Source organism: Candidatus Nitrosocosmicus sp. T (assembly GCF_054408485.1).
In genome coordinates, this window is sequence record NZ_CP166992.1 from 2,927,308 (window position 1) to 2,953,765 (window position 26,458).

Annotated in this window: 28 protein-coding genes; 14 read left to right on the top strand and 14 right to left on the bottom strand. The window is 31.0% G+C overall.

Annotated features, from left to right (window positions below; genetic code table 11):
• Positions 1 to 92: 92 nt before the first annotated feature.
• The 3 genes from AB0A59_RS15145 (at position 93) to AB0A59_RS15155 (ending at position 2,839) form a co-directional block, all read left to right on the top strand.
• The gene (locus AB0A59_RS15145; RefSeq protein ID WP_458745115.1) at positions 93 to 1,103 is read left to right on the top strand and encodes an MraY family glycosyltransferase; all 1,011 of its coding nucleotides are present in this window, start codon (positions 93 to 95) and stop codon (positions 1,101 to 1,103) included.
• A gap of 16 nt (positions 1,104 to 1,119) precedes the next feature.
• Positions 1,120 to 1,374, top strand: a complete 255-nt coding sequence (locus AB0A59_RS15150) for a hypothetical protein (protein ID WP_458745116.1) — start codon at positions 1,120 to 1,122, stop codon at positions 1,372 to 1,374.
• 388 nt (positions 1,375 to 1,762) lie between these two features.
• Positions 1,763 to 2,839 carry a PhoU domain-containing protein gene (locus tag AB0A59_RS15155; RefSeq protein WP_458745118.1) on the top strand — a complete coding sequence of 359 codons (1,077 nt, stop codon included), beginning with the start codon at positions 1,763 to 1,765 and terminating at the stop codon, positions 2,837 to 2,839.
• Between the two features lie 228 nt (positions 2,840 to 3,067).
• On the opposite strand, the gene AB0A59_RS15160 is transcribed toward AB0A59_RS15155, so the two are convergent.
• The gene (locus AB0A59_RS15160) at positions 3,068 to 3,406 is read right to left on the bottom strand and encodes a P-II family nitrogen regulator (RefSeq protein WP_458745120.1); all 339 of its coding nucleotides are present in this window, start codon (positions 3,404 to 3,406) and stop codon (positions 3,068 to 3,070) included.
• A gap of 268 nt (positions 3,407 to 3,674) precedes the next feature.
• Between AB0A59_RS15160 and AB0A59_RS15165 the strand changes: the two genes are divergently transcribed.
• Positions 3,675 to 3,938, top strand: a complete 264-nt coding sequence (locus tag AB0A59_RS15165) for a winged helix-turn-helix domain-containing protein (protein WP_458745124.1) — start codon at positions 3,675 to 3,677, stop codon at positions 3,936 to 3,938.
• Positions 3,939 to 4,027: 89 nt separating this feature from the next.
• On the opposite strand, the gene AB0A59_RS15170 is transcribed toward AB0A59_RS15165, so the two are convergent.
• Positions 4,028 to 4,456 (bottom strand): universal stress protein, encoded by a 429-nt coding sequence (locus tag AB0A59_RS15170; protein WP_458745126.1) that lies wholly within the window; start codon positions 4,454 to 4,456, stop codon positions 4,028 to 4,030.
• A gap of 118 nt (positions 4,457 to 4,574) precedes the next feature.
• Positions 4,575 to 4,850, bottom strand: coding sequence for a winged helix-turn-helix domain-containing protein (locus AB0A59_RS15175; RefSeq protein ID WP_458745128.1), 276 nt, complete (start codon positions 4,848 to 4,850; stop codon positions 4,575 to 4,577).
• A 395-nt stretch (positions 4,851 to 5,245) separates the two neighbouring features.
• On the opposite strand from AB0A59_RS15175, the gene AB0A59_RS15180 reads away from it, so the two are divergent.
• On the top strand, positions 5,246 to 5,542 hold the full coding sequence (locus AB0A59_RS15180) for a hypothetical protein (RefSeq protein WP_458745129.1): 297 nt from the start codon (positions 5,246 to 5,248) through the stop codon (positions 5,540 to 5,542).
• Positions 5,543 to 5,547: 5 nt separating this feature from the next.
• Here AB0A59_RS15180 and AB0A59_RS15185 read toward each other — a convergent pair whose 3' ends face one another.
• Together AB0A59_RS15185 and AB0A59_RS15190 are read right to left on the bottom strand one after the other, a co-directional pair.
• The gene (locus AB0A59_RS15185; protein ID WP_196817417.1) at positions 5,548 to 5,802 is read right to left on the bottom strand and encodes a winged helix-turn-helix domain-containing protein; all 255 of its coding nucleotides are present in this window, start codon (positions 5,800 to 5,802) and stop codon (positions 5,548 to 5,550) included.
• Between the two features lie 104 nt (positions 5,803 to 5,906).
• On the bottom strand, positions 5,907 to 7,124 hold the full coding sequence (locus tag AB0A59_RS15190) for a Cdc6/Cdc18 family protein (protein ID WP_458745131.1): 1,218 nt from the start codon (positions 7,122 to 7,124) through the stop codon (positions 5,907 to 5,909).
• A gap of 520 nt (positions 7,125 to 7,644) precedes the next feature.
• On the opposite strand from AB0A59_RS15190, the gene AB0A59_RS15195 reads away from it, so the two are divergent.
• Entirely contained in the window at positions 7,645 to 8,037 is a 393-nt protein-coding gene (locus tag AB0A59_RS15195) for a hypothetical protein (protein ID WP_458745132.1), read from the top strand.
• A 78-nt stretch (positions 8,038 to 8,115) separates the two neighbouring features.
• On the opposite strand, the gene AB0A59_RS15200 is transcribed toward AB0A59_RS15195, so the two are convergent.
• Positions 8,116 to 8,838, bottom strand: coding sequence for a hypothetical protein (locus tag AB0A59_RS15200; protein WP_458745133.1), 723 nt, complete (start codon positions 8,836 to 8,838; stop codon positions 8,116 to 8,118).
• Positions 8,839 to 8,918: 80 nt separating this feature from the next.
• Positions 8,919 to 9,284 (bottom strand): hypothetical protein, encoded by a 366-nt coding sequence (locus AB0A59_RS15205; protein WP_458745134.1) that lies wholly within the window; start codon positions 9,282 to 9,284, stop codon positions 8,919 to 8,921.
• Between the two features lie 89 nt (positions 9,285 to 9,373).
• Here AB0A59_RS15205 and AB0A59_RS15210 point away from each other — a divergent pair, with 89 nt between their 5' ends.
• A complete protein-coding gene (locus AB0A59_RS15210; protein ID WP_458747625.1) occupies positions 9,374 to 10,117 on the top strand; it encodes a phosphoglycerol geranylgeranyltransferase in 744 nt (247 codons plus the stop codon).
• 20 nt (positions 10,118 to 10,137) lie between these two features.
• Complete coding sequence (gene polC / locus AB0A59_RS15215; RefSeq protein WP_458745136.1) at positions 10,138 to 13,755, top strand: DNA polymerase II large subunit; 3,618 nt, start codon at positions 10,138 to 10,140, stop codon at positions 13,753 to 13,755.
• Positions 13,756 to 13,777: 22 nt separating this feature from the next.
• Here the strand turns inward: polC and AB0A59_RS15220 are convergent, their stop codons facing one another.
• Complete coding sequence (locus AB0A59_RS15220; RefSeq protein WP_458745138.1) at positions 13,778 to 15,391, bottom strand: DNA-directed DNA polymerase II small subunit; 1,614 nt, start codon at positions 15,389 to 15,391, stop codon at positions 13,778 to 13,780.
• Between the two features lie 136 nt (positions 15,392 to 15,527).
• On the opposite strand from AB0A59_RS15220, the gene AB0A59_RS15225 reads away from it, so the two are divergent.
• The 4 genes from AB0A59_RS15225 to AB0A59_RS15240 all read left to right on the top strand — a co-directional run bounded on the left by AB0A59_RS15225 (position 15,528) and on the right by AB0A59_RS15240 (position 18,055).
• A complete protein-coding gene (locus tag AB0A59_RS15225) occupies positions 15,528 to 16,004 on the top strand; it encodes a stage II sporulation protein M (protein ID WP_458747626.1) in 477 nt (158 codons plus the stop codon).
• Between the two features lie 108 nt (positions 16,005 to 16,112).
• Positions 16,113 to 16,406 carry an NADH-quinone oxidoreductase subunit I gene (locus AB0A59_RS15230; protein ID WP_144734520.1) on the top strand — a complete coding sequence of 98 codons (294 nt, stop codon included), beginning with the start codon at positions 16,113 to 16,115 and terminating at the stop codon, positions 16,404 to 16,406.
• Positions 16,407 to 16,552: 146 nt separating this feature from the next.
• Entirely contained in the window at positions 16,553 to 17,275 is a 723-nt protein-coding gene (locus tag AB0A59_RS15235) for an SAM-dependent methyltransferase (RefSeq protein ID WP_458745140.1), read from the top strand.
• A gap of 288 nt (positions 17,276 to 17,563) precedes the next feature.
• Positions 17,564 to 18,055, top strand: coding sequence for a DUF192 domain-containing protein (locus AB0A59_RS15240; protein ID WP_458745142.1), 492 nt, complete (start codon positions 17,564 to 17,566; stop codon positions 18,053 to 18,055).
• Between the two features lie 162 nt (positions 18,056 to 18,217).
• Here the strand turns inward: AB0A59_RS15240 and acs are convergent, their stop codons facing one another.
• Positions 18,218 to 20,149: an acetate--CoA ligase gene (gene acs, locus AB0A59_RS15245; RefSeq protein ID WP_458745144.1), complete on the bottom strand. Its 1,932-nt coding sequence runs from the start codon at positions 20,147 to 20,149 to the stop codon at positions 18,218 to 18,220.
• Between the two features lie 270 nt (positions 20,150 to 20,419).
• Between acs and AB0A59_RS15250 the strand changes: the two genes are divergently transcribed.
• On the top strand, positions 20,420 to 20,677 hold the full coding sequence (locus AB0A59_RS15250) for a winged helix-turn-helix domain-containing protein (RefSeq protein ID WP_458745146.1): 258 nt from the start codon (positions 20,420 to 20,422) through the stop codon (positions 20,675 to 20,677).
• 161 nt (positions 20,678 to 20,838) lie between these two features.
• Here AB0A59_RS15250 and AB0A59_RS15255 read toward each other — a convergent pair whose 3' ends face one another.
• A complete protein-coding gene (locus AB0A59_RS15255) occupies positions 20,839 to 21,717 on the bottom strand; it encodes a CdvA-like protein (protein WP_458745148.1) in 879 nt (292 codons plus the stop codon).
• A 118-nt stretch (positions 21,718 to 21,835) separates the two neighbouring features.
• On the opposite strand from AB0A59_RS15255, the gene AB0A59_RS15260 reads away from it, so the two are divergent.
• Entirely contained in the window at positions 21,836 to 23,521 is a 1,686-nt protein-coding gene (locus tag AB0A59_RS15260) for an FAD-dependent thymidylate synthase (protein WP_458745149.1), read from the top strand.
• A gap of 73 nt (positions 23,522 to 23,594) precedes the next feature.
• Here the strand turns inward: AB0A59_RS15260 and fen are convergent, their stop codons facing one another.
• The 4 genes from fen to AB0A59_RS15280 all read right to left on the bottom strand — a co-directional run bounded on the left by fen (position 23,595) and on the right by AB0A59_RS15280 (position 26,410).
• Positions 23,595 to 24,623 (bottom strand): flap endonuclease-1, encoded by a 1,029-nt coding sequence (gene fen / locus AB0A59_RS15265; protein WP_458745151.1) that lies wholly within the window; start codon positions 24,621 to 24,623, stop codon positions 23,595 to 23,597.
• 560 nt (positions 24,624 to 25,183) lie between these two features.
• The gene (locus tag AB0A59_RS15270) at positions 25,184 to 25,345 is read right to left on the bottom strand and encodes a hypothetical protein (RefSeq protein ID WP_458745153.1); all 162 of its coding nucleotides are present in this window, start codon (positions 25,343 to 25,345) and stop codon (positions 25,184 to 25,186) included.
• Positions 25,342 to 25,494, bottom strand: a complete 153-nt coding sequence (locus AB0A59_RS15275) for a hypothetical protein (protein WP_458745155.1) — start codon at positions 25,492 to 25,494, stop codon at positions 25,342 to 25,344. Before AB0A59_RS15275 ends, AB0A59_RS15270 begins: the two co-directional genes overlap by 4 nt.
• Before the next feature lie 157 nt (positions 25,495 to 25,651).
• On the bottom strand, positions 25,652 to 26,410 hold the full coding sequence (locus AB0A59_RS15280) for an SDR family NAD(P)-dependent oxidoreductase (RefSeq protein ID WP_458745157.1): 759 nt from the start codon (positions 26,408 to 26,410) through the stop codon (positions 25,652 to 25,654).
• Positions 26,411 to 26,458: the final 48 nt, after the last annotated feature.

Consider the following 26,458-nt stretch of genomic DNA (forward strand, 5'->3'; position numbering starts at 1 on the left):
CAATCAATTTTATATTATCATTAAAAACAAAATTGTAGTTTTTTGGTTAAATCGACCCATATTATATATATAGATAATCTATAATAAAATAGTTGTTTTTGCCTAATTTTGAAGTGTTAGTAATAGGCACCATTATTGCATCTATTATCGCTTTTCTAATAAATCTAATTTTAATGCCAAGTTTTATTAAATTTCTAAAACTCAAAGGAATGGTTGTAAACGATAATCATAAACCCAATAAACCAAAGGTTTCTAGACCTGCGGGACCGATATTATTATTAAGCATTGTCATAGGAGAACTAATTTTATTTTTTATTACCTGGGATCTTGAGATAATAAGCATTTTACTTACAACGACTATTGCCTTCATAATAGGAATTGTTGACGATTTTAGAATAATGCCAGGATGGTTTAAACCAGGGGCATTGATTTTAGCCTCAATACCTCTCATTATTTTTCATATATATGACAATGAATTAAACGTGATTTTTGGAAGTGTGTTTATCCCAATACTATATATCCCATTAATATTAATTTCAATACCACTAGCAGGAAATACTGTAAACTCAATTGACGTGTTCAACGGAGTAGCCACAGGATTCATGATTATAACGATGTTTCCAATAATAATTAGTACTTTTTTGTTTGGAGATCTGGAAATTCTTATGATCGAAATACCATTTTTAGCTGCTTTATTAGGATTTTATATATTTCACAAATATCCGAGTAAAATATTCCCAGGAGATTCAGGTACGCTATTGATGGGAGCAATGTATGGAGCATTAGCAATTGCATCTAAATCAGAAATAATTGCGATTATAGCATTATTACCAGCAATAATGAATTCATTTTTGTTTTTGAGTAGTGTAAGAAAGATTGTTGAACACCGAGAATTGAAATCTAGGCCAACTATACTAAATGAAGATTATACATTACAAGCTTCAAAGGATAAGAATGCACCAATCACTCTAGTTAGATTAATTTTATTAGATGGAAAACTTTCTGAAAGAGAAATAGTAATGAAAATCTATAAATTGGCTACCTTTTCATCGTCACTTGCACTAATAACAATATTATTGCAATTTATTATATCCAGTGGATAGAGAAGGAGGAGAAGAAATGAATTTTCTAGATCTCAAAATCTTTATCTTATTTATGTGGATACTAGTCATGATAGCATGTATTTTTATTATTTTTGTTATAGCTCCAATCAGCAAATTTCAAATAGATCAAAATGATTCTCTATCTTTTCTAAAGACTTCATTTATTCAAGCAACATTGGCAGTTATTATAGTTGGAATTTTAATAGTTGTACTGAATAAATTTAAGAAAGTATATTTGTTAAAAAAACTTTCGGCTAGGAAAAAAAGTTAGTCTAATTCTGCATTATAAACTTGGATTAAGTTAGAGAATCCTTTTTTCTCTACAAAATTCCAAATCTTTCCACAAATTGAACATGTTATAATATTGTCTTTAGACGAATACTCCAAGCTATAATGACTACAACGAATTTGATATTCATATTTAAGTGACTCTAATTCTTTAATCGTGTCTATATGTCTGACAGAATTTTCTGTCAATATTATTATTTAGATTTAACATAATATAATCTATTAATTATAGAAATAAATATAGTTACAAAAAATATATGTGATTTATTGACTTATTCATATAGATATAAAAACTGCTAATGAATAATAATATAATAACCATAATTATTGAGAATCTATATATATATATCAATAATAGATTAACAATAATATTGAATAAATTGAATTCCGACATTAGAAAAATTCAATTTACGGGTAGATCTACCTATATTTTGTCGTTACCCAAAAAATGGATTGAAGAAATGAATCTAAAAGCAGGTGATCATGTTTCTATCTCAAGGAGTTCAAATAATTCATTATGTATTACCCCAGAACAAGAGAAGAGACTACAAGATTCTACAAATGAAGTTAGTACTCAGGTGTTGATTGATGAAGGCCCTAACACCCTAAAGAGAAAGATTGTTTCTATGTATTTGTCAGGATATAACCTGATAAATCTAAAAGCGAAATCTGCAAGGATTCAACCAATACAAAGGGAGGCGGTTAGAGAAGTAGTAAGAAGAAGTTTGATAGGAACAGAAATTATTGCTGATTCCTCTGATATAATTACGATTCAAGTATTACTAACATTACCGGAATTATCAGTTAACACGGCTGTACGGAGGATGTTTTTGATTGCTTCATCAATGCACAGGGATGCTTTGGTTGCAGTAAAAGAAAAAAATCATGATATAGCGATGGGAGTAATACGATCGGATGATGAAGTAGATAGATTTAGTCTTTACATACTAAGAAATTTAGTCATGGCTACTAACAATGAAAGAGTATTGCAGGAAATAGGGTTAAAAAATGCTTCTGATTGTCTTAGCTATAGAGTTACCGTAAAAAGTATCGAAAGAGTAGCCGACCATGCATCCAGAATTGCTTCAAAATCCATGGAAATTCAAAGTTTAATCCCTTCTTTGATAACCGAAAAATTAGAGAAATTAAGTAATTCTGCTTTAGAGGTTTTGACATCTGCAGTTGAGGCATTCTTAAGAAGAGACTATAATTTGGCCGATAAAATTGCAGATAAATCAGATAACGTTCTTTGTATAGAAAGAGAGATCATGTTGTTCTTAGATTCATTAGAAAATAAGGATATTGATAGTCACAATATCAATGCAGGAGTAAAATTAATACTTGAAGATATACGCAGAACTGTCGAACATGCAAGTGATATCGCAGAGTCAGCCATGAATCAAACTGTAGGAGAGATAATTAAAGTAGAGAAAAAGATAGAGAATTGAAATTAGATATTGTTTTGTAGTAATATTTGATTTATCTTAAAACAAAGACTACAGTGTATATTACAATTATCATGGATGCAAATGGATTTTAACGAATTACATACAAAACACCAAACTTGTTTATTCATGTAGTTAAGAAAATAATAATTATTATAAATATTATGAATAAATAATAATATTAATTAGATAATGGATTTGAATCAAAATGCTATTAAAATATTAAAAATATTAAATGGCAGATTCGCCTCTAGCCTTTGTTCTTATGCTTATTGCCTCCTGCACTTCTAATATGAAAATTTTACCACCTATTTTATCATCAAGTGTATCCAATAAGTTATTGACTAGTTTATCCACCACATCATCTCTTACAACTATTTCAACTTTGGTTCTAGGAATAAATTCAGGCGTGTATTGCATAGTACCTCTCCCAATTGAAACAGGTTGCGCTTTACCCTTACCTTTTCCCTCTATACGATAGTAGCTCATACCTCCGATGTCATTATCCTTTAAAATGGCACCAACAGTTTGTAGTTCTCTGTCTGGAATTATTATTTCAATCTTTTTCACTATTATTGATCAACCATCCTATTTTTTATATAACATATTTAAAACATCAATGTGTTCACTGCATTGCAGTGAAATAGTATCATAAAATAATTAAAAAAAATAATATTTATAAAATCTATTAACTATATTATGTACATATTGCTATATAAATTTTAAAAGTATATTCTAAAGTAGTAAAGCGAAGTAGATCGAATGTTCTGATCGAAAGACATGATCGAATGGACAGCTTTTAATAAATACTTGATCAACAATGTTCTATTTGATAATAATGAAATATAGAAGTAGAACAGAAATAACTGTCTTAATACTAGAAGCAGCAAACGGTGGGGCTACAAAGACGAAAATCATGTACAAATCATTCCTTTCATACGCACAGTTAAAAGAATACTTTACAATGTTAATTGAGAATGGCTCATTGGAATATGAAGGTGGATTGTTAAATATCTATAGAACAACAGAAAAAGGCTTACGACTATTAAAGATATATAATCAGATAGAAGAAATAATACCGCAAGTTCATGTAAATTATTGATATTCATTTATTATCATGCAGTCAAAAACTAGAACTACTAGGTTTGGATAAATAATATTCTCACTAAATCATTGTTATAATTATAATATCTATTTAACCACCAGTACCGGAATTTTACTATGATGTAACACTCTATGAGAAACACTGCCTAGTATAGCGTGTTTAAATTTTCCTCTACCTCGACTTCCTATAGTGATGTAATCAAAATTGTTTTTCTCGATATAATCAATTATTATAGATCCAACATTTTGTCCTTCCAAAAAGATAGTTTCTGGTTCTAAATTATAGTTTCTGGTTCTATTAACAGCATTTTCAAGGACGGTTTTGGCTTCTTTTTCTAGCTCCGCCATTATAGAGTTCACTAGTTTTTGTGATTGAATATAGACGAAAGGAGGGATTTCAAGTACATATAGAATTGTTAATTTTGAGTCTAGCCTAGAACTCAAGAATGAAGCATGATCTAAGGATCTCATTGAATTGTCAGAACCATCCACAGGAGCAAGTATTCTGGAATTCATTAGATTATATGAGTAAATCCAATGATATAAATCTAATATTTAAAGCATGTTCTCATATAGAGTAAAATATTTGAGAAAAAATTTTATATCGTAGGTAGAAAAATTTAAGGAAGTATTATTAAAAAGTGTCTTTATTGGAAGTGTTTATTGTGCTTGGGATTAATTCTTCTATCTGATTATATATCTTTAATAGTCGTAAGCCTTTTTCTGTTGTTCTATACTTTTGAGTTCCATCTTCATATTCTAGCAAAGCATTCTCAATTAACATTGTAAAGTATTCTTTTAACTGTGCGTATGAAAGGAATGATTTGTACATGATTTTCGTCTTTGTAGCCCCACCGTTTGCTGCTTCTAGTATTAAGACAGTTATTTCTGTTCTACTTCTATATTTCATTATTATCAAATAGAACATTGTTGATCAAGTATTTATTAAAAGCTGTCCATTCGATCATGTCTTTCGATCAGAACATTCGATCACCTGACTAACATATTAATCTATTTCATAATAAATATACATTTACTAGTTTTAAGTCCTCTGAATATATAAAAGTAAAACCTCGATGAATCAATAGGGAACAATATATATTAAACAGGGTGGTTATTTAGTTAGAATTTTATTTTATCAAATTTTAGGCTATTTGTATCCAAATAAGCAATTAAATATGTTGAAATTAATAAGATACATTTTAATAAATTTGTCTTTTCCAAAACAAAAATATAGATTTAGAATTCTAGAATCCAGATTACGATAATTATTTAAATTACATTCAGATAATAATCTCATGTCTTATGGGTCTAGTACCTCCGTCTGAGCCTTCAACGAAGAAACTGGTCTTAATTTTTGGTATTATTGCTATAGGTGCATTTATCATTCTAAGTATTTTTGTATTTCCTATTAAAAATTTAATCAGAGATGAAATTACCGCCGAGGTTAAAATAGTAAGTAAAAATGATGGAATTTGTGTTGTTGATATGGCTGATCATCCTAGAGGAATTAATGAATGTCCCTACAAGGCTGGAGATACGGTGCTTGTAAAATACAAAGAGGGAACTTCAGATATAATCGGTCATGAATTAAAACCCTAAAAAAATTATTTTATTGTGCTTGGGATTAATTCTTCTATCTGATTATATATCTTTAATAGTCGTAAGCCTTTTTCTGTTGTTCTATACTTTTGAGTTCCATCTTCATATTCTAGCAAAGCATTCTCAATTAACATTGTAAAGTATTCTTTTAACTGTGCGTATGAAAGGAATGATTTGTACATGATTTTCGTCTTTGTAGCCCCACCGTTTGCTGCTTCTAGTATTAAGACAGTTATTTCTGTTCTACTTCTATATTTCATTATTATCAAATAGAACATTGTTGATCAAGTATTTATTAAAAGCTGTCCATTCGATCATGTCTTTCGATCAGAACATTCGATCACATAAAATTAGTAAAAATACATCACAACAACATGGATAAAAAATTATCATCCTTTAGTGCTTTGGATACAGTATCAGAAGAAACAGCCATTTTTATTATTTGAGAACGGCCATACCTACCATGGCTAACGACATTTGATGTGATTAATCCTAGTTGATCTAATTCACTTATTATTTGAGTAACTCTTCTTTGGGTCAGAGAATCATGTTCAATCTGTTTGCATAATGAAACATAGATATCATAAACATCTCCTGTCATACCAGTTTGAGACTTCATGATGGAAAGAACAATCAATTTTGTATGTGTTGTGGAATTTTTAATGACTTCATAATTAGTGTCTTTTTCAATCTTTTCTTGTGCATCTCGTATATGATTTTCAGTAACCATATCTGCCCGTTCTCTTTCTGCTATTTCAGCGGCTACTCTTAATAGATCAATTGCTTTCCTCGCATCGCCATTTTCTTTCCCGGCCACTGCTGCACATAAATTAATCGCAGCCTGACCAATAGATCCCTCATTAAATGCAAGTTTAGAACGGTCATTCAAAATCTCTTTTAATTGAACTATTGTATATGGATTAAATATTATTTCTTCCTCACTCAAACTGCTTCTTACTCTTGGATCCAGTTTGTCTTTAAAGGTAAGACTATTGGATATTCCTATTAAGGAAACAAACCCGTCTCCCAACATGCGTTCATTTGCTCTAGTAAAGTTATATAAAACATCATCCCCGTTCCTATCGACCAAGGAATCAATCTCATCTATAATTAGTACTACATGAAGGTTATTCTTTTTCAAATATTCAAGAATCCTATCAGTGGCTTCACCCATAGATAAACCAGTAAAATGCACTCTTAATTTCTTGTCAAAGCGATTAAGCCCAATATCTTCTGCAATATCATATAATACCTTGTATGAAGTATTTGAAGTCTTTGCGTTAATAATAGTAACGGTAATCTCTATTCCATGCTCTATTGATTTTTTTTCTAATCGAGTAATTACATTTTTAACAACGGCCGTTTTTCCTGTTCCCGGTTTTCCAAAAACTAAGAGATTAGAAGGTCTGCCATTTTTTAATACAACTGATAGTACTTGTGCGATAGTTTTAGATTCTTCGTCTCTAAATGGTAATTTTTCAGGAACGTAATCGATTGTTAATGTTTTTCTATTTTTAATTAAATTGGCTCCAATAACCGCCTTATCAAATATATTATCTAAATAATCTGAATCCATCATCATTTCTTTCCGTTAATGGTATTGATAAATCAACTCAGACACACCCCTATTTTTCTATTCGAATGATAAAAAGATAATGTCATGTTAATATGCTAACTGTTATTAACATTTAATTTTAAACAGGTTAATCAATTACTTTATACATATTAATCAAATAAATTAATATTAATCTATTATCAAAATTAATACTCATTGCATAAGAAATAGAGGGGCCTGGGGCTATCTCATCAAATTAACAATCACATTAACAGTTAAAAATCGTTTGATAATAAACGTGATTTGACCCCTTTATTTCCACTGGAGGGGTGTTAAATCTATTCACAATGATAATAAACGTGATTTGACCCCTTTATTTCCACTGGAACTATAAAAATCTATAAAAGAAATAACAATATTAACATAAGAATCTAAACATCAAAAATTATGTGCTTATTTTAGTTAACAAAAATTAATCTTTTAGTTATCAATTTTTATTCCATATTGTTAAGTTAACATATGCTATCAAATTCACAGAGACGATAAATTGTCCACTGGAAAAAAACGAATAAAAATTGAATTGGAGGATGCTGAAGGTGGAAAATATAATTTATCTCTAGAAGGCAATTTATCAAAAGACAAAATTCAAAAAGTTCTTCAACTAGTAGAAAACCTAAACATCTCAAAGGATGATTTAGATAACAATCTCAAACTTCCTATGGAACAAAATAATAGTTTACAAAAATATGATTTAGGATCTAATCTATCTAGTAACTCAATTGGATCAAAGATATGGTCATTAATTGAAAACAACTTTGCATATACTCTTTTACATCGTCAAATGTTGCCGAATCCTATGAAGAATCATACGGTGAGCAGTTACAACTTAGTCTTATATCGACTTATTTATCAAGATATTTTGAAAAGCAAAAATTGGTAAGGAGTAAAAGAGGGAAAGAGTGGATATATAAGTTAATAAGAGTTCAAAAAGACGTTATTTCATCAGTTGGAAGACCGACTACTTCTCAATCACCTCGTTTATTGGATTCACATTATCCTGAAGATCAGGCTGAAAATGACTTTTTGAAGCAGAATGCTTTGACAACAGTTTACGACCTTCGACTGTGATAGTATACCTAAAGGGCTTTGTACTGACATCTCTATATACTAATTTCTCTTCAAATAATTTTTTCATTAATCTAGAAGTATGTTCCCTAGTCCTACCAATAACTCTCTGAACTTCTCTTGTAGTTAGAGAATTATCTTCTAATTTTCTGAGAATATATTCTATTGTACTATTCTGACGTTCTTCTTCCTGCTCGACCAATTTGAAAGAATCTTGTGATATTGTGTCATGACCCGTTAGTGATGATCTTAGATTCGGGTTGCTTACGTAGTTTTGCAATGGTGATATTACAGAATCTTGTGACTTAGTCTTGTAGTTAGAGATTATATTTTCTTCTAATAATTTTATTAACCCTTGTATATCAGTTAATTTTTCATTAGTCTTTTTAGTCCTATCATATACAACCCGAAGTTGCTCAGAAACGAAATCACTCTTATTAATTTGATCTTTTATTTGACTTTCAAGGTGAGAGATTTTTGTTTCAATATTATATCTCTTAAAATTATTGTTTTTTAACTTGTTGTAAATTTTCAAAGCAAGAAATGATAATACCAAAGCTGAGCCAAATGGAATTAAGGCGTAATTTAGAATCAGTGATGCAATATCTATGCTCACATATTATTTAGCAATACAGTGTGATATAACTTTATTGTATGTGATTATTTTACAATAAATATTATATAAATAGTGATATTTTAGATATTGATTATTTTGCTGATTACATCTTCTATCACATTTATCACGCGATTTATTTCTTTATCGTGATATTTAATGTGATTATCCTCAAGAATTCTAAGCTTATTTAACAGAGAGTTTAAGGCGATCAATTGATCATTATTGATTGCATTTATTAGATTAAGTAGTAAAATAGAATAAATTAGTTTACGTAGTTTTATCTTTGATTGCCTGACTTCTCTATAATATGCGCCTGAGCTAATTTCCTTTAGTCTTTTCTCTTTATTCTTAAAATTATAAATTATTTGTATTTGTCTAGGAGTAAATAAAGATTTTTCAACTAATTTGGATAAAAATATATTATTTATATCTTCTTTGTTTTCCATTAGCTATACAATATTGTATAGCTGATTCCCCTTTTTAAACAGCTAATTAACACAATCATTAAATTTAATTCTACTAATATACGTGTAGTATTATATTGAGTCGGGTAGAGAACTATATTAATGAGGAATTGAAAAAGCATAAAAAAATATGTTTTGCTTTATTAGATTCGGAGAATTTTAAAGACATTGCTGGTGTTGCGAAAAAAGTTGAATCACTCGGTGCCTCAGCCATTTTAGTAGGAGGCTCTTCTGCTATAGATCAATTGGATTTAGACAAATTAGTAATATCGATAAAGTCAATAATATCTATTCCTGTCATTTTATTCCCCGGAAATGTTACGGGTGTATCTCCAAATGCCGACGCAATTTTGTTTACATCATTACTAAATTCTGAGGATCCATATTTTATTTCGGGAGCTCAAGCATTAGCGGCATTATTGGTAAAAAAGTATAATATTGAACCATTGCCAACGGGATATATAATAATTGGCGATAATACTACAGCATGGTTTATTGGAAGAGCAAAGGGCATACCTTTTGAAAAATTCAATATCGCTGTTATGTATTCATTGGCCGCGCAGTATTTGGGTATGAGGTTTGTTTACCTGGAGGCTGGGTCGGGTGCAAAAAAGAATGTATCTGCAGAAATGATTTCAAATGTTAGAAAGTATTATGATGGCTTGTTAATAGTTGGAGGGGGTATTAAGAATTCAGCAATTGCTAAAGAATTGGCGGAAGCCGGGGCAGATATCTTAGTTATAGGAACATTATTAGAACGGGATCCCGATTGGGAGAATAAATTTAACGACATTATTACTGCCATACGTTCCTAAAATGGTGCGATTGAATAATTATGAATTTAATTGATGAGGCTAAAATAAGATTAAATAATATTTCAATACCAAGCTACTATTTAGAGTATCAAATTAGCCTCCTGGAACAGGTAAATAAGCTTCATATGGTAGCCGAAAAAGCAAGAAAAAAAGGTTTGGATGTTACGACTTATGTGGAACCAAAAATTGCCTATGACTTATCGGACAGAGTTGCAAAAATGCATAATATAGACATTTCAGACAGATTAAGGGCATTACTAAACTACACTACAAAAGAGAAAGCCGCTCTTAAAATAGCGGAAGAAATTGCGAAGGGGGAATATGGATCCGGAGATCTTAGAACAAGATTAGAAAATGCGGTTAGGGTAAGTCTAGCTGTGGTAACGGAGGGAGTCACTGTAGCTCCATTACAGGGCATATCTGATGTACAACTGAAAAATAATAAAGATGGTTCACAATATCTCTCCATTTCTTTCGCTGGCCCCATAAGATCTGCTGGAGGGACTGAAGCAGCACTTACCATGCTTATAGCTGATCACGTAAGGAGGGTATCTGGACTTGCTAGATATCAAACAAATTCTTTTGATGATGAAACTGGCAGATTTATAGAAGAATTAAGATTATACGAGAGGGAAGTAGGAAACTTTCAATTTAAAGTATTAGATAAAGACGTTGATTTTTGTATTTCTAATTTGCCTGTCGAGATCGATGGAGTAGATACAGATCCGGTTGAATTAGTAATTCACCGGGAGATGAAGAGGATAAAAACAGATAGAGTCAGAGGAGGAGCACTCAGAGTTATGAACGATGGTTTGATAGGTAGATGTAGAAAACTTACAAAATTGGTTGAAACACTTGAGCTAGAAGGTTGGGACTGGCTTGCAAATATGAATGGTGCAATCCAAACAGGCGATGATGATACAGTGAGTCATAGAATGTCCGAAGTAATTACAGGAAGGCCCGTGTTATCTATGAACAAGAAAATTGGTGGATTTAGGTTACGATATGGAAGGTGTTTTAATACTGGGTTTGCCACGATAGGAATACATAACACAATACCTATACTATTGAATTCTGCCGTAGTGGTTGGAACACAAATTAAAATGGATGTCCCAGGAAAAGCTTCAACAATTGCCCTTGTAGACAGCATCGAACCACCAATAGTAAAATTAGATGACGGAACGGTTTTGCAGATTAATACCGTAGAACAAGCTCTAAATTTAAGATCACGAGTAGTCAAAATATTATACTTAGGAGATATCCTGATTAGTTATGGCGATTTTCTTGAGAATAATGCACAATTATTACCTGCAAGTTATGTGGAAGAAATATGGATCCAGGAATTATTTGAAAAATTGAGCCACATCAATGAAGTCAAAAAGGACTGTGTTGTTGGATATGACAAGTTAGTTAAATTGAGTTCTAATCCCTCTGCAATACCACTATTTAGAGAAGCATTGAAAATTTCAATCCAATTTGACATTCCACTACATCCTAAATATTCCTTCTACTGGGAAGCTATATCAATAAAAGATTTTCTATTAATTAGAAACGCTTTGATATCTTTTATTTCACTATTTAGTAGTGATAAAAAGATTGAATCAACTACAGAGGAAATTAGGCTATCATACGACCACAAACTAAAAAGTATTCTAGAAAAACTTGGCGTGTTCCATCGTCTAGATACATCTAGTAATACTATAGTATTGTTGGATGAATCTCAAATTTTCGCGTTAGTGTGTTTATGTATTCCTGAATTCCAATCTATACTCTCATTGTTATATGAGACTCGCAATAAGATCCATTTTTCAACATTTTCTAATTATATATCAAAGGATGGATTTATCAAAAATGTAGATGAAATTGTTGAAAGTTTACAATCGGAGAAAGGCGAAGGTAAAACAAATGTCATCAAGCTAATAAATTCAATTTCATCTATTAAAATCCGTTCTAAATTTTCTTCTTCAATATCTGTAAGAGTTGGTAGACCAGAAAAGGCCTCAGAGCGTAAGATGAAACCCCCAATTCATGTTTTGTTTCCAGTAGGTAACAAAGGTGGTCCCATGAGAGACCTCCTAAAGGCTTCAAATGCCGATTCCTTTTATTCAGAAAAATCAAATCGATACTGTTATAATTGTAATATTCCATCGTTAGGTACTAACTGTAACTATTGCAACCAAGCGACTCCTATAAAATTTATTTGCAATGTTTGTAAAGTTGAATCTCTAGATTTATCGTTTGATCCTGTTGATAATATAAAAAAAAGGAATAAATGTTTAAAGTGTGGTAACGAATATAAAACATTTTCTCCAATAAAATTTCCTTTAAAGACCTTGATAGAGAAGGCAGAAACAAGGCTGAACTTTAGAGTAACTTCTCCATTAAAAGGAGTGAAGGCATTAATGGGGAAAGACAAGGAAGCTGAACAAATCGAGAAGGGTATTCTTAGAAAAAAATGTGGTTTATCTGTGTTTAAGGACGGTACCATAAGATTTGATGCAACGAATGAGCCTCTTACTCATTTTCTGCCATGTTTTATCGATACATCCATTTCAAAATTAAGAGAATTAGGGTATAAATTTGATTATCGACAGAATGAACTTAATACTGAAAGACAAATCGTAGAGTTGCTGATCCAGGATGTTATAATTCCATTAGATTCTGCAAAATATCTCTTAAAAACAGCTAAATTCATAGATGAGGAATTAGTTGCCTTATATGATTTACCACCTATCTATAATGCCTATACCGAAAATGATCTGATCGGACATTTAATAGTGGGATTGGCTCCTCATACTTCAGTCGGTATTATAGGACGTATAATAGGTTTTACAGAATCACAAGTTTGTTTGGGTTCTCCAATATGGCATTCCGCAAAAAGAAGAGATTGTGACGGCGATGCTGATTCGATTATCCTATTATTTGATGCATTCTTAAACTTTTCATATTCATTCTTACCCGATAAAATAGGTGGATTAATGGATGCTCCATTACTAATACAACCTATTGTATTACCCCATGAGGTTCAACGACAAGCTCATAATATTGACATTGTGGAAAAATATCCACTAGACTTTTATAAAAATACTTGGTTAGGTGTTAAAGCAGCAGATATTTCTGATACAATTGAAATACTAAAAAATCGAATAGGGAGTGATAAACAATTTTATGATTATGGGTTTACGCATACTAGTGGCACTTTAATATCTGACATAAATCGAAGTGCATATTCTACATTAAATACAATGAGCGAAAAATTAGAAATGCAAATATCCACAGCAAATCTTATTAATTCTGTAGACACAAACGAAGTAATCTCTATGGTCCTAACGACGCATATTATTCCTGATATAATGGGCAATATGCGTTCTTATTGTTCGCAGTCGTTTAGGTGCAATAAATGCGGTGATAAGTATAGGCGAATTCCTTTGTATGGTAAATGTCTTACTTGTAATAATACTTTATTACAGACGGTTACCCGAGGTTCGGTAGAAAAATATGTTCTTTTAGCAGAAAACTTGAGTAACAGCTTTAAAGTCACAAGTTACCTAAAGAGCAGAGTAGAATCACTTATCGTTGAACGAAATTTTATTTTTCAATCAAAGAAAGAACAACCTACAATACTTGATTATTTATAATACCATTGTAATTTTTGATTTATTAGCTTGCAAAATTTATTTGATATGGTCTTAAAGTGGCCAAATCAACTACAATTGCTATTCCAGGGGTAGGAGTGATTCCCATGGCGCGTTGAAAAGGTGTTTGGGTTTGCCACGCGCCAGAATTCACTACCAAAGTTCCCTTATAGCTATCCACGTCTATTACGTGTACATGACCGGAATGGAAAATATCTGGAACGTCTTCAATAACCATCATATCCTCTAATTCTGGAGCAATAGGTGTTCTTTGACCGTATATGGGTGAAAGATGTCTTGATTTTAATAAAATCTTCATCGCCTCGGCTGGTTTAGAATAACTTAGACCAGGAATTGTAGCAATCGTATCGTCTAAGCTTTGACCATGAAACATTAAAGTTTTTACTCCTTCCATATTTATCATACAGGGATTTCCCAGCATAGTAATATTACTCAGAGAATAAATCTTATCGGCATATTTTCTTGGTATTGCTGGTTGAGGCAATGCTCGTCTTCCCAAGTCATGATTTCCAGGAATCATAAAGACCTTGATGTGTTTAGGAATTTTCGCCAACAAATTTGTAGCATGCTCCATCTGGGAAAATGAATCCTTTTCTAATAATTCTCTGTCTTGATGCGGAAATATTCCTATTCCATCAATTAGGTCTCCACAAATGCAAATATACTTTATTTTAGAAACAATGTCTTTATTCTCTTCCTTTCCATTTAACCAATTCAAAAACATTTGAAATTCATCTTCCATGAAGAATTTACTGCCTATGTGCAAATCAGATATTAACACACTATATACCTCAGAGTGAGATCTATTTGGAATTCTGTCTGGCACATCTAATGAAAATATTTTTCTTATTACGTGGTTCTTTCTTTTTGAATTATTCTCAAGTTCTATCATTACCATTTGATCTAACGTTAATGATGAAATCTGTTTTTTTAAATCATCATCGTATGCAAATGCTTCTAATAATCCACTCTGGTCATCAATAGTTAAATTATAGCTATTTTTTTTTATTTTCTTTTCCATTACTAATCCTGCTATGAATAAAGATTCTTCCGGATTCTCCTTAGATTGTGACTTTAGATTTATTCTTGATTGGTTAAGAGATTGTTTAATGAAAGCTATTCTTTTGATCCTTTTACTATCTGGCCTATTGGACAAAATTTTCAAGGATTTATCAAATCGGCTTCTAAACAGCGATGTATATCCTTCAACTCCTTCACTGCTGTTGATACTATTATTAGAATCATAAATTATATTATTGATATAATAGTTATTCTCAAAATCATCAGTATGAGTTACTAATTCTAAAATAGGCTCTTCATTATTTTTTTTGGTATCAATGATTTCAGAATGATCTAACCTATTTATGATACTAGTACCATTATTAGCATTATCATTCACAATCAATGAACTATGGGTTGAAAACTTTAAAATATTCTTTACATCGTCAGATAAAATAACCTTAGACTCGTCTCTCTTTTTGATTAAGAGAATCTCTTCTACTATTTGATACACATCTACCTGCAGATTCTCGATTAACACTAACGCATCGGGATGAATCTGAAATCCTTTGCTAGTTATAAAGGAAATTATTTTTAAGAGATTGGAATTATCGGTCAATAATCAAATTAACTAATCGACGATATTCTTTAAACCTTTTTATATAAATAATAAAGTATTATAATTGATAAAAAAAGTATTATAATTGATTATGCTTATCACATTTAAAAAGAGACTGGCGTTTTTCTTTATAGCCATGTTATTTTTCTTGAGTATATTTTACCTTGGATTTTCCTTTGAAATGGATGAATCGTTTTCTAAGGAGTTATCAAAAAACTTTATGAATCAGATAAGTGACATAGACGAATTTGGGATATTCTTAAATAACTTAAAAATAGCATTAGTAATGTTTCTTCCTGTCATAGGTCTGGTAATGGGAACTATCTCTGGCTTTTCTACCGGTTTAGTATTTAATTCAATAATGAATCTATCGGGTGTTACATATTCTAATCCCCTAGTCATCTTCTTAACACCATTTGGAATTCTAGAGCTAGCATCATATGGACTAGCAATTTCTCGAGGCTGTATTTTATTATTTGAACTACTAAAGAAGAAATTTACAAAAAAATCTTTGTTTTATCTGCTAATCGAAGTAGCATTAGTTTCTGGAATGCTTTTTGTTGGAGCAATAATAGAATGGATGATGATTGAAAATATTCCAAAAAGGTTATAATCATCTATTATTCACGCATGGTTTTCTGGATTAATTTTATATCATTGTTATAAAATGCCATAGTGTTTAAATAGTTTTAATGAAGATTTACCTACAGTGAATTATTAGATGCCAGTAGCAATACTTCCAGATATTAGTGAACAGCATTGTATTGGGTGCGCTTTATGTGTAGAAATTTGTACAGCTCTTGGTCCAGATGTATTAAGAGTAAAACCTGTGGAAGGTTGGAAAAGAGGTAAAGCATTTGTCTTTTATCCAGAAAGATGTATTTCTGATGGTGCTTGTATTGGCGTTTGTCCAACAAAAGCAATTTTCTGGATGAGACCAATGGATTATACCCCAGGACAACCAATTCCATTAAAGAAAAACGCCATATTTACAAAAGGCTGGGAAGAGGGCTAAACTCTCCACCAATTTTTATTTTTTCTCAAATTATAGTTATTTTCCCATACAAAGCTGATAAGATTATATTCAATATACTTATATTCTAATATCGTTTTCTCTAGCAATTAGTACTTAAATATCCAATAGGCTACTAAAATGCCTAATTGACAAAAGAATTGTATGTTATAGGTGTAGGTCCAGGATCAAAAAAATATTTGACGGATTTTTCAAAAGAAATTATCAAGAAATCTCGTTTTATTATAGGATATAAATACACTCTAAATACAATAGATCACCTGCTTGATAAATCATTTAATCAAGTATTTGAAATAACCATGAAAAATCAAGAGGAGACTTATTTGAATGTATATAATAATTTAATGGAAGAAAATGATATATGCACTGTTCCATTTACAGGAGATGTAAATTTCTCAGAATCAGAAGTAGTGGACCGACTTTTACATCTGTTCGGTGATGAAAATGTCCAAATAATTCCTGGTATTAGTTCCATACAGATAGCAGCTGCAAAGTCTAGAGTTCCATTGGATAAATCTAACATTATAACTTTTCATGTCACTGGTGATATTGAAGAAAAAAAAATAGAAATGGTTAAATCAATTGTTGATAAAAAAAGCGTAATATTAGTGCCAAGACCATGGCCGTCAGATCCATCAAAAAACTTTATGCCCTCGGAAATTTCTTTATTTATCAAAGAGAGAGGATTAGACACTTCAAAAATTGACGTTTGGCTATTTGAAAATTTGACGAATGACGGAAAGGAAACAACTTTTACGGGAAAAATGAGTTCGCTGGAAAATAAAAACTTTAGCGATTTATCAATAATGGTTATAGATCAGAACAAGCGACAAACTTACTTGGAGTTCTAAAACTATTCTATGCTTTATTATTTCGGTTCTTAATGTAAATAAAATATATTACAATTAATTTCATATATTGTTGAATGAGCAATAACGAATTTAGATGTTGTATTGAATGTGGTTCAAGAATGTCTAAAAATACTAAACTATGCCCAGCCTGTGGAGAATCTCAGGCCTAGGATTAGATATTTTTGCTAAACTCATTTCTATTTTATTGCTTTTATTTATCGATCATTATGACGGTTCATTGTCGCTATACTCATTATTAAAATACCTCTATTTTTTTATAATTAAACGATGGTAAAAAAAATAACTCTCCTTATTCCAATAATTATTTCGGCTTTTGTAATAGGGATTTTGGGAATTATCTTTGTTCCATCAGATATTAAAAATGTAAATACCGCTTTTTCAAAAGGAACCATAAAAATAGACGAAAAACTTTTGACTGTCGAAATTGCTGATTCGGATTTTGATAGACAACGATGGCTAACATTTAGGAATGACAAGCCAAATTTGGATTCTGGACTACTATTGTTATATGATAAACCTGATCTATATTCCATGTGGTTGTTAAATATAAAATATTCATTAGATTTAATGTGGTTTGATCAAAATGGTGGCATAGTTTATCTTAAAAAAAATGCCCAACCCTGTGATAATATTCTTGATTCATCCAAATGTACATTTAAGAATACAAAGCCGGCAAAATTTGTGTTGGTTAGTTCATCGGGATTCATCCAATACAATAATATAACGGAAAGTTCAAAATTAGAAATAATTTCAGTTTGAATTCTATTTTTCTCTTTTACTATACATTGCTTATACTAAGATCAATATCGTTATTTCAAGTTCAACTACAAAAAGCAAAAGGCATAATCGCTTTAAACTGATAACAAATAGAGTAGGATGTCTGTTAATCAGAGAATCAAGAATATCCATACCAGATTATTTTCATAGATGCTTGTTTATTTCTTGTAGTTCATGAGTTATCTCTTCAATGGATGCCTCATCCTCAAGAGTAGTGATATCTCCAATAGTTTCGTTATTCACAATAGATTTTAAAAGTCTTCTCATTATTTTGCCACTGCGTGTCTTTGGTAACTTATTCACAAAATAAATCTTTTCAGCCGATGCAATTGGCCCTATCGTATTCTTAATATGCTTATTTACCTCAATATCTAAATTTGAAGATGAATCCACTCCTGCCCTTAACACGAGAAATGCAATGATTGTTTCACCTTTAATTTCATCCTTTCTACTGGTGACTGCTGCCTCAGCTATTGAAGGATGAGAAATAAAAGCACTTTCAAGTTCTATCGTTCCTAATCTGTGACCGGCAACCTTCAATATATCGTCTGCTCTTCCTAGTATCCAGTAATATCCATCCTGATCCGAATATGCAAAATCACCTGCAAAGTAACTATTATGTGCCTTTTCCCAGTACGTTTTTCTATATCTTTCGTCATTATTCCACAATGAAAGTAGCATCCCTGGCCAGGGTTTTTTAACGGTTAAATACCCTTTTTTACCAACTTCTACTTTTTTACCCTTGTCATCGACTATTTCTATTTCTATACCTGGCAATGAGAATGTTCCTGAACCAGGTTTCATTTGGATGATCTCGATTCCGGTACACATACTTATCATAATACCACCAGTTTCAGTTTGCCACCATGTATCTATAATAGGACAGTTGTTTTTTCCAATTGTATTGAAATACCACCTCCAAACCTCTGGATTTATTGGTTCTCCTACTGTGCCCAATAATCGCAAACTTGATAAATCATACGAATTGGGTATGTCGTTACCATATCTCATATATGATCTCAAGGCTGTGGGTGTAGTGTATAGAATAGTTATCCCATGCTTTTCAATTATTTTCCAATATTGACCTTGGTCAGGGTAATCCGGTGCACCTTCGTAAAGAATTTCAGTTATTCCATGCATCAATGGGGCATATACTATATAGCTATGTCCAGTTACCCAGCCTATATCTGCTGTACAGAAAAATATATCTGTTGGGGCAAAATCAAAGACCCATTTTGCCGAGTTAAACAAATGAGTCAAATATCCTCCACTTCCATGTACAACACCTTTCGGTTTACCTGTGGTCCCTGATGTATATAATATAAACAAAGGATCGTTACTTTCCATCCATTCTGACACACAATAGTTAGATTCTTTATTTACTAAATCTTCAAACCACAAGTCTTTTTCATCCATGTCTATATCTTCATTAGTTCTTTTAACAACTATTACTTTTTCAATAGTAGGAGCTTGTTTTACTGCTTCGTCAACTATTTTCTTAAGTGGTATTGTTTTTCCCCTTCTGTATCCTCCATCTGCGGTAATTATTATCCTGGATCCAGCGTCATTCACTCTGTCAATAATTGATTGAGAGCTAAACCCTGAAAAAATAACAGAATGAATGGCTCCAATTCTAGCACAAGCAAGCATTGATATAACTAACTCGGGTATCATTGGTAGGTAAATTGTAATCCTGTCTCCTTTTTTTATACCTTGCCTTTTGAGTGCATTAGCTAATTGATTTACTCTATGAAATAGTTGATTATATGTAATAGTAACAGATTTTCCGTCTTCTCCTTCCCAAATAATCGCTGCCTGATTTTTCTTTTCACCTGTTAAATGTCTATCAAGACAATTATAGGCGGCATTTAGTTTTCCTCCTAAGAACCATCTAGCAAAAGGGGGGCTCCAGTCCAATACTTGCTGCCATTCTTTAAACCATGATAAGTTTTTTGCACAATTTGACCAAAATTGTTTTGGATCTTTTTCGGATATTCTCTTTATTTCTTTTATCTTATTTCCTTCTAGAGAAATGATTTCTTGATGTCCATCCTTGCGATATTGAGGATCAATCATGAAAAAGAAAAGATTTTTCTTTACTTAAATGCTATCTTTATTTATTATAGAGTATTATCAATATATAATTATAATATTCCATAATTGTACTATCTAATTTCTCTATCAAAAACCATACAAAACCACACTAACCAACATAGATTTTATCATTTAAAAGAATTTTTCCTTCAGAGACAAATATAATTTCAAATTATATAATAAACTTATATAGGAATGTTATATCTGATTGTTGCAATAAACTAAAATAAATAAAGAGAACGAAAATAAAGTGTGAAATATAGAAGTAGAACTGAAATAGTGGCCATGATTTTGGATGCAGGCAACGGTGGAGCAACCAAAACAAAAATTATGTACAAGGCATTTTTAAGTTATGCACAGTTACGTGAATATTTATCAGTATTAATTGAAAATAATCTAATCGAATATGTTGAAGGTTCTCAAACCTACAAAACCACAGAAAAAGGCTTAAACTTTCTTAAAATGCACAATGAAATTGGAGAACTATTAAGTTCAACTACACAAAAGTAAATCAACTTTTCAAAATTTTATGAACTCTTGTAGTTTATGATTTTTGATAATTTTACAAGTGCAATCAAATAAATAAATTAAAAATGAAGGAATGAGCAAAAATAATTAGCTTTTAATCAGATGTTAACATGTTTCACATACTCTTTGTTGTTTTGTACTCATTAATTGTTTGTAGCCATCATGTGGCTGGGTTCGTTATTTTCTACATTATTTTCTACTGAAGCTTCTACATAGTTTGTTACTTCGTTAGAAGAACCTCCCGCGCCACGTTCCTCTGATTCTACTTCTTGTTGTTCTTGGTCTTGTTGAATCTCTTGATTATAACTTATATTTGGTTCCGATTCTTGGGTTAGCTTTTGAATATTATACTCGAGTACCTCTTCTTTATCTTCATTTTGGACGTTTAATTGATCATTTTTGATGTCGTTATTGTTTGAGGTAACCGTGTTATCTACTGTTTGTTGTGTAAGCTTGTTAATTATATTATTTATTTCGTTTTTTTCTAAATTGACATGATCTATTAGTTCATTGGTGTGCATAGTTATCTGCTGATAAATATCTTCTGTTATTTCGTTACTCTTATACTGTAACTTTGCATCGAACAAAACCGCTTTTATTCTTTTAGATTCCATATCTATTTCAGATATTCTTTGATGAAGTCTCTCAACAATCTCTTTGCTGTTTTCGCCTAAATCATCCAACCTTTTTTCATACTTTAAATATACCAATTCTGCATCGTCTTTCATATTGTCGTTATCAGTTACAATTTCTTGCAAAGCTTTAATCCTCTTCAAAGTTAAAGATTTTTCTCTCAAGAGTTTTTGTGCGTCCAATCGCCACCTAGGAATAAAAATGACATAGTCACCTTGTACCAACAGTTGTTCATATGGTAAATTTTTGATGCCACTTGATCCACAATCTACACTTACGGACTCTATAGATCCTTCTAAATCTGTGATGATGCCTACAACTTTTCCAATGAATGTTCCATACATGTCTTTAACTTTTTTACTGACAAATTCGAGCTTCAATTCGCTCATGCAATTTAATTTGTAGACGAGTATAATGCTCGCGGTGTGAAAAAAATTTTATAATATTGTAAGATTTAATCAACTATAGTTACAATTACATACGTACAATAATCTTTATTTTAAGAAGTTGGATCAGGAAAATTTTAATAATGTAGAGCGAAAAAAACTCGAATCTCATTTTTCCAATTCAGATCGTAGTGTATTTGTAATAATTACTCCACATCAGGTCGATCGTGGAGCTTTGATGTCTAGATATTCTAGAACTGATAAAACGATGAGAAGGATATTTATCGATGAATTTCTACCAAATCCCAATAGAGGTCTGGAATTTTATAACAGAGTTCTTTTAGAATATGGCGATGAATCTGTAGCTGAACTCGGAACAGCTCAATGTGCTTTAGAATGGATATCCAATATATCTGCACAAAAAATAGAAGATCATAGGATCGGATTATCATTTTTAGAAAAATCATCTCGTTATGTTGCCTTTGATAAAAAAATCAACGGAGTTTATAAATATTTTAGGGATGAAAAAATTATGTCATCCGTTTATGCCGATAGGTATATACAGTCATGTGACTTGGCATTTGAAACTTATTCAAAGAATATCTTACCTATGCAACAGTATCTAAAAGAAAAAATTCCAATAGATAATCTTACTTTTTATGATTCTGAAACAAAGACTGATAACCTCTTTAGCCACTTAAAAAACTCTATAGATGTTGATAGCGCAAAAAAAATATATAATTCATCCATTAAGGCCAAAGCTCTGGATATATTAAGAAATCTCCTTCCGTCCTCAACCCTCACTAATCTGGCAATTACAGGAAATGGAAGAGCGTTTGAATATCTTTTGTTTAATATGAACTCTTCCGAATTAGGAGAAATCAACAAGTTAGGTGATTTATTATATAAAGAACTGGAAAAGTACATCGAACCATTTATCAAGCGATCAAAAGATAAACACAGTATTTCATATTGCAATTACATTGATAATACCGAGAAATCTATTTTAGGAATTCTGGATAAGGATCTTTATCAAAAATATGATAAGGTTTCTGATAATAATCTTTTAGCCCATACTTCAAATAATATCAAAAGTTTCATAGATGTTAAATTGCTTTATCATATTCCCAATATTGAAGCAGAAATCAAATTGGTCGCTTCTATTTTGCATGAATATGGTAGAGATTTATTAATGTCTTTTTTACTAGATCTTGTTACTACTTTCTCTCGAGAAAAGCGACATGAGATTATCCGTGCTTATTCTCATTTTAGAGAAAATAGAAGACATAGACCAGGAAGAGCTTTTGAGGTAATTGATTATTCGTTTGAATTAGTAACTAATTATGGAATATTTAGGGATCTACATAGGCATAGACTTTTGACCATGAGTCGACAGTTGTTATCTACAAAGTATGGGTTTGATATTCCAGAGGAAATAAATGAATTAGGAATAGAAAAGGACTATAATGATTGTATGTATCACAGTGGTGATACATATAAGTTAATCTCCTCTACAATGCCTGCAGAAGCACAATACGCTATAAATTTTGCTTATAGGTATCCGTATTTTATAAAAATGAATCTTCGTGAAGCATGTCATATGATTGAACTACGGACAACTCCACAGGGCCATGAAGATTATAGAAATGCTTGTCAGAAGATGCATTCACTGATAAAACAGGTCAATCCCGTTATTTCTGAAGGTATCAAATTTGTAGATATGAATAGTTATGATTTAGAAAGATTCAAATCAGAAAAAAATATAGAGTTGAAAAAATCTAAAATAAATATATCTGATAATAGTTGATACATTCTGATTCCTCATTATGGTATCTCTATACATATAACTGTTATTTGTATCAAGATCACTACTTTTTTTCTTAAAACCATTTGTCAAGCGATTGACTTTTCTTAATAATGCTTTTTTCAAGTCTTCCCAAGTGGTTGATAACTCTTTCATTGGAAAAATTTTTCTCATCACAGAGATATTTTATAGTTTTTTCCTTCTCTATCTGATTAAATTCAATATTTAAGTCCTCTAAGTCAGTAACCTGAGGGTTCAGAAATATTTCCCTTATTTCATTGTATGGAGTAGTTAATAATTCTGTTTTTATTTTTTCTATATCTTCAAGTTTCTTGTACTTTTGTATCAATTTTAGAGCATTTTTAGGACCGATGCCACTAAATCCATCGGGATTGAAGTCAGTACCAATCAAGATTCCAATATCCACAAGCTGCTGGTGAGTTAGATTATTAGTCTTTAGTACTTGAGAGTACTCTATTATTTCTGGTACAATATCAACATACACATTTCTATTTGGGATTTTTCGTTTCCCACTGACTGTCAAATTCCTTATCAACCTTTTCGCACCAAACAGTATTGAATCATAATCTTGACTCACAGATGAATATGCTAGATCCTTTTTAGATAAGAGAGCAGCGGTTGCTTCTCCTTCTGACTTTGCATTAATATATGGAATTCCCATTAATGACAACAAATATTTTGATTCTTCAATCATTTTGGAGGTTAGAACTGAAGTCCCCTGACTAAATTTTTTTGCATCATCCATTCTTCCCTCTTCCAATGCCACATTATACTTCTCAGTTGCTTCTTCTTTGACTTTTCTTCTTCTTTCAATTTCTCCTGATTTCAGTCTGTTGGGTAATCCGTCAAAAATATATACTAATTTGACCCCATCACTAAGTAAATTTATGTTTCTATAAAAAAGTCCACTGAGATGACTGGTGGGTTCTCCTTGGTTATTTGCCAGTAATTCTCCAGTCGGGCCTCTAATTGTCGCTAAGAATTGATAAATTACATTAAAAGCATCTATTGCAACCACTTTTCCATCCAAATCAGAAATTCTAATAGGGTTAGATGTAATCAATGGTTTTAGATTTAATCCCATATTTTGATATTCTATCCTTTATGATTTTTAAATATTTGACAACTTAAAGCCTTGTAATAATGTGAAATTTTTTATTTATGATACTATCAATTTCATTAAATATACCCACTAAAAATAAAAAATTTAAATACTGATAAACAAATTGTTCAATACGATTTACAGATAACTGCTAGATAACTATCTAATACCTTCAAAATGTATCAAATTCTCAAAAGTTTTGTCAAAGGATTTAAAAAGTACATTCTTTTGATTTTAGTATGTTTAGATATTATCAAATAGTTTGTTATGAATAAAGTTCTGATCTGAAAATTATTATGATTTACAAAACATATTATTTGGTTATCAAGTAAATAGTTCTAATAAAGAAAGAATAAATGATTGTTGATTAAAAAAAGATAAAATAGTTACTATTGTTTAATACAATAACCACATAAATACACGGATCTTTATAATTAGACATTTCTATTCCCTGTTTTTGTTTTGTTATCTTCATTATTGTTACTAATGAAATCAATATTATTAGTTTGCTTACTAGCAATTATATTATTATATCTATTAACTCAATTTACAACTATTTTATTCGTATTTACTATATCTTCATCAAACCCGTTCTGAAATATATAGGATAATTTTTGTCCCAAAAATGGCTGTAAAGAAAGCAAAATTCTATTATAGGTTTTTTCATTGTTTACTGTATTTAACTCATTTTTCTTTTCAATCACTTTACTTTCAAAACCAACTTCTTATCATAATTATCTTCAATATCCTTCAAAAATATTAATACAGCAAGATCATTAGGTATCTTATTAGCTTTTGCAATTTCTTGAATTGTAAGCCAAAGCTGTTTAAGCTCTTTAAGACCCAGTCCCATACACTACAATTCTTCATATATGTTCATAGTTTGACGATTGATGTTTACAAGCTGTAGCATAAAATATGAGAAGAATATTGATTCACAATAATAAAATAAATTTTATAAGAAATTAAAAGTATTTAATAACATCTCATTATTTTTTACTTTGAAGATATTATAGTTTAGCTGATATTCCTCCATCTAGTGTCATCACTGTTCCAGTTATCCATTTTGAATCATCTGAAGATAAAAATAAAATGGCGTTAGCAACATCCTCTGGATCGCCAATTCTTTTTAATGGAAATGATCCCTCTAACATTCTTTTTGCGTTTTCGTCCTGTAAATATGGTTCCATCATAGGACTCCGAATGGTAGACGGTGCTATACAATTACATCTTATATTGTATTGTCCATATTCTACTGCTATACTTTTTGTTAACATTATGATGCCTGCCTTTGTTACACCATATACTGAAAATGGTACTTTTGGTATGGCTCTAATTCCCAATAATGATGATATATTGATTATATTACCTGATTTTTGTTCGATCATCAAGGGAATTACTGCTTTGATAGGCTGAAACGTTCCTTTTAGATTAACATTCATCAGGTTCGTCCATTGATCTTCAGTCATTAGATGGAATGGTGTAGGATCATTAATTATTGCTGCACAATTTATGAGATTATCTATTTTATCAAAAGCAGTCAAAGTCTGTTCAATGACACTTAATACTTCAGATTCATGAGATACATCAGCTGCTACATATATCAAATTATCATTATTGCCCAACTCATCTACTGTTTTTTTTAATTTATTTTTATTTCTGGAAACTAAAACTACTTTACTACCTTCTTCAAGAACTTTTTGCGCTACTGATTTTCCAATCCCACCAGATGCACCTGTAATTATAGTTACTTTTCCATTCAGTTTCATGAAGTAATTACAATACAATTAATTAAAAGGCTTTTCAATTTTACACAT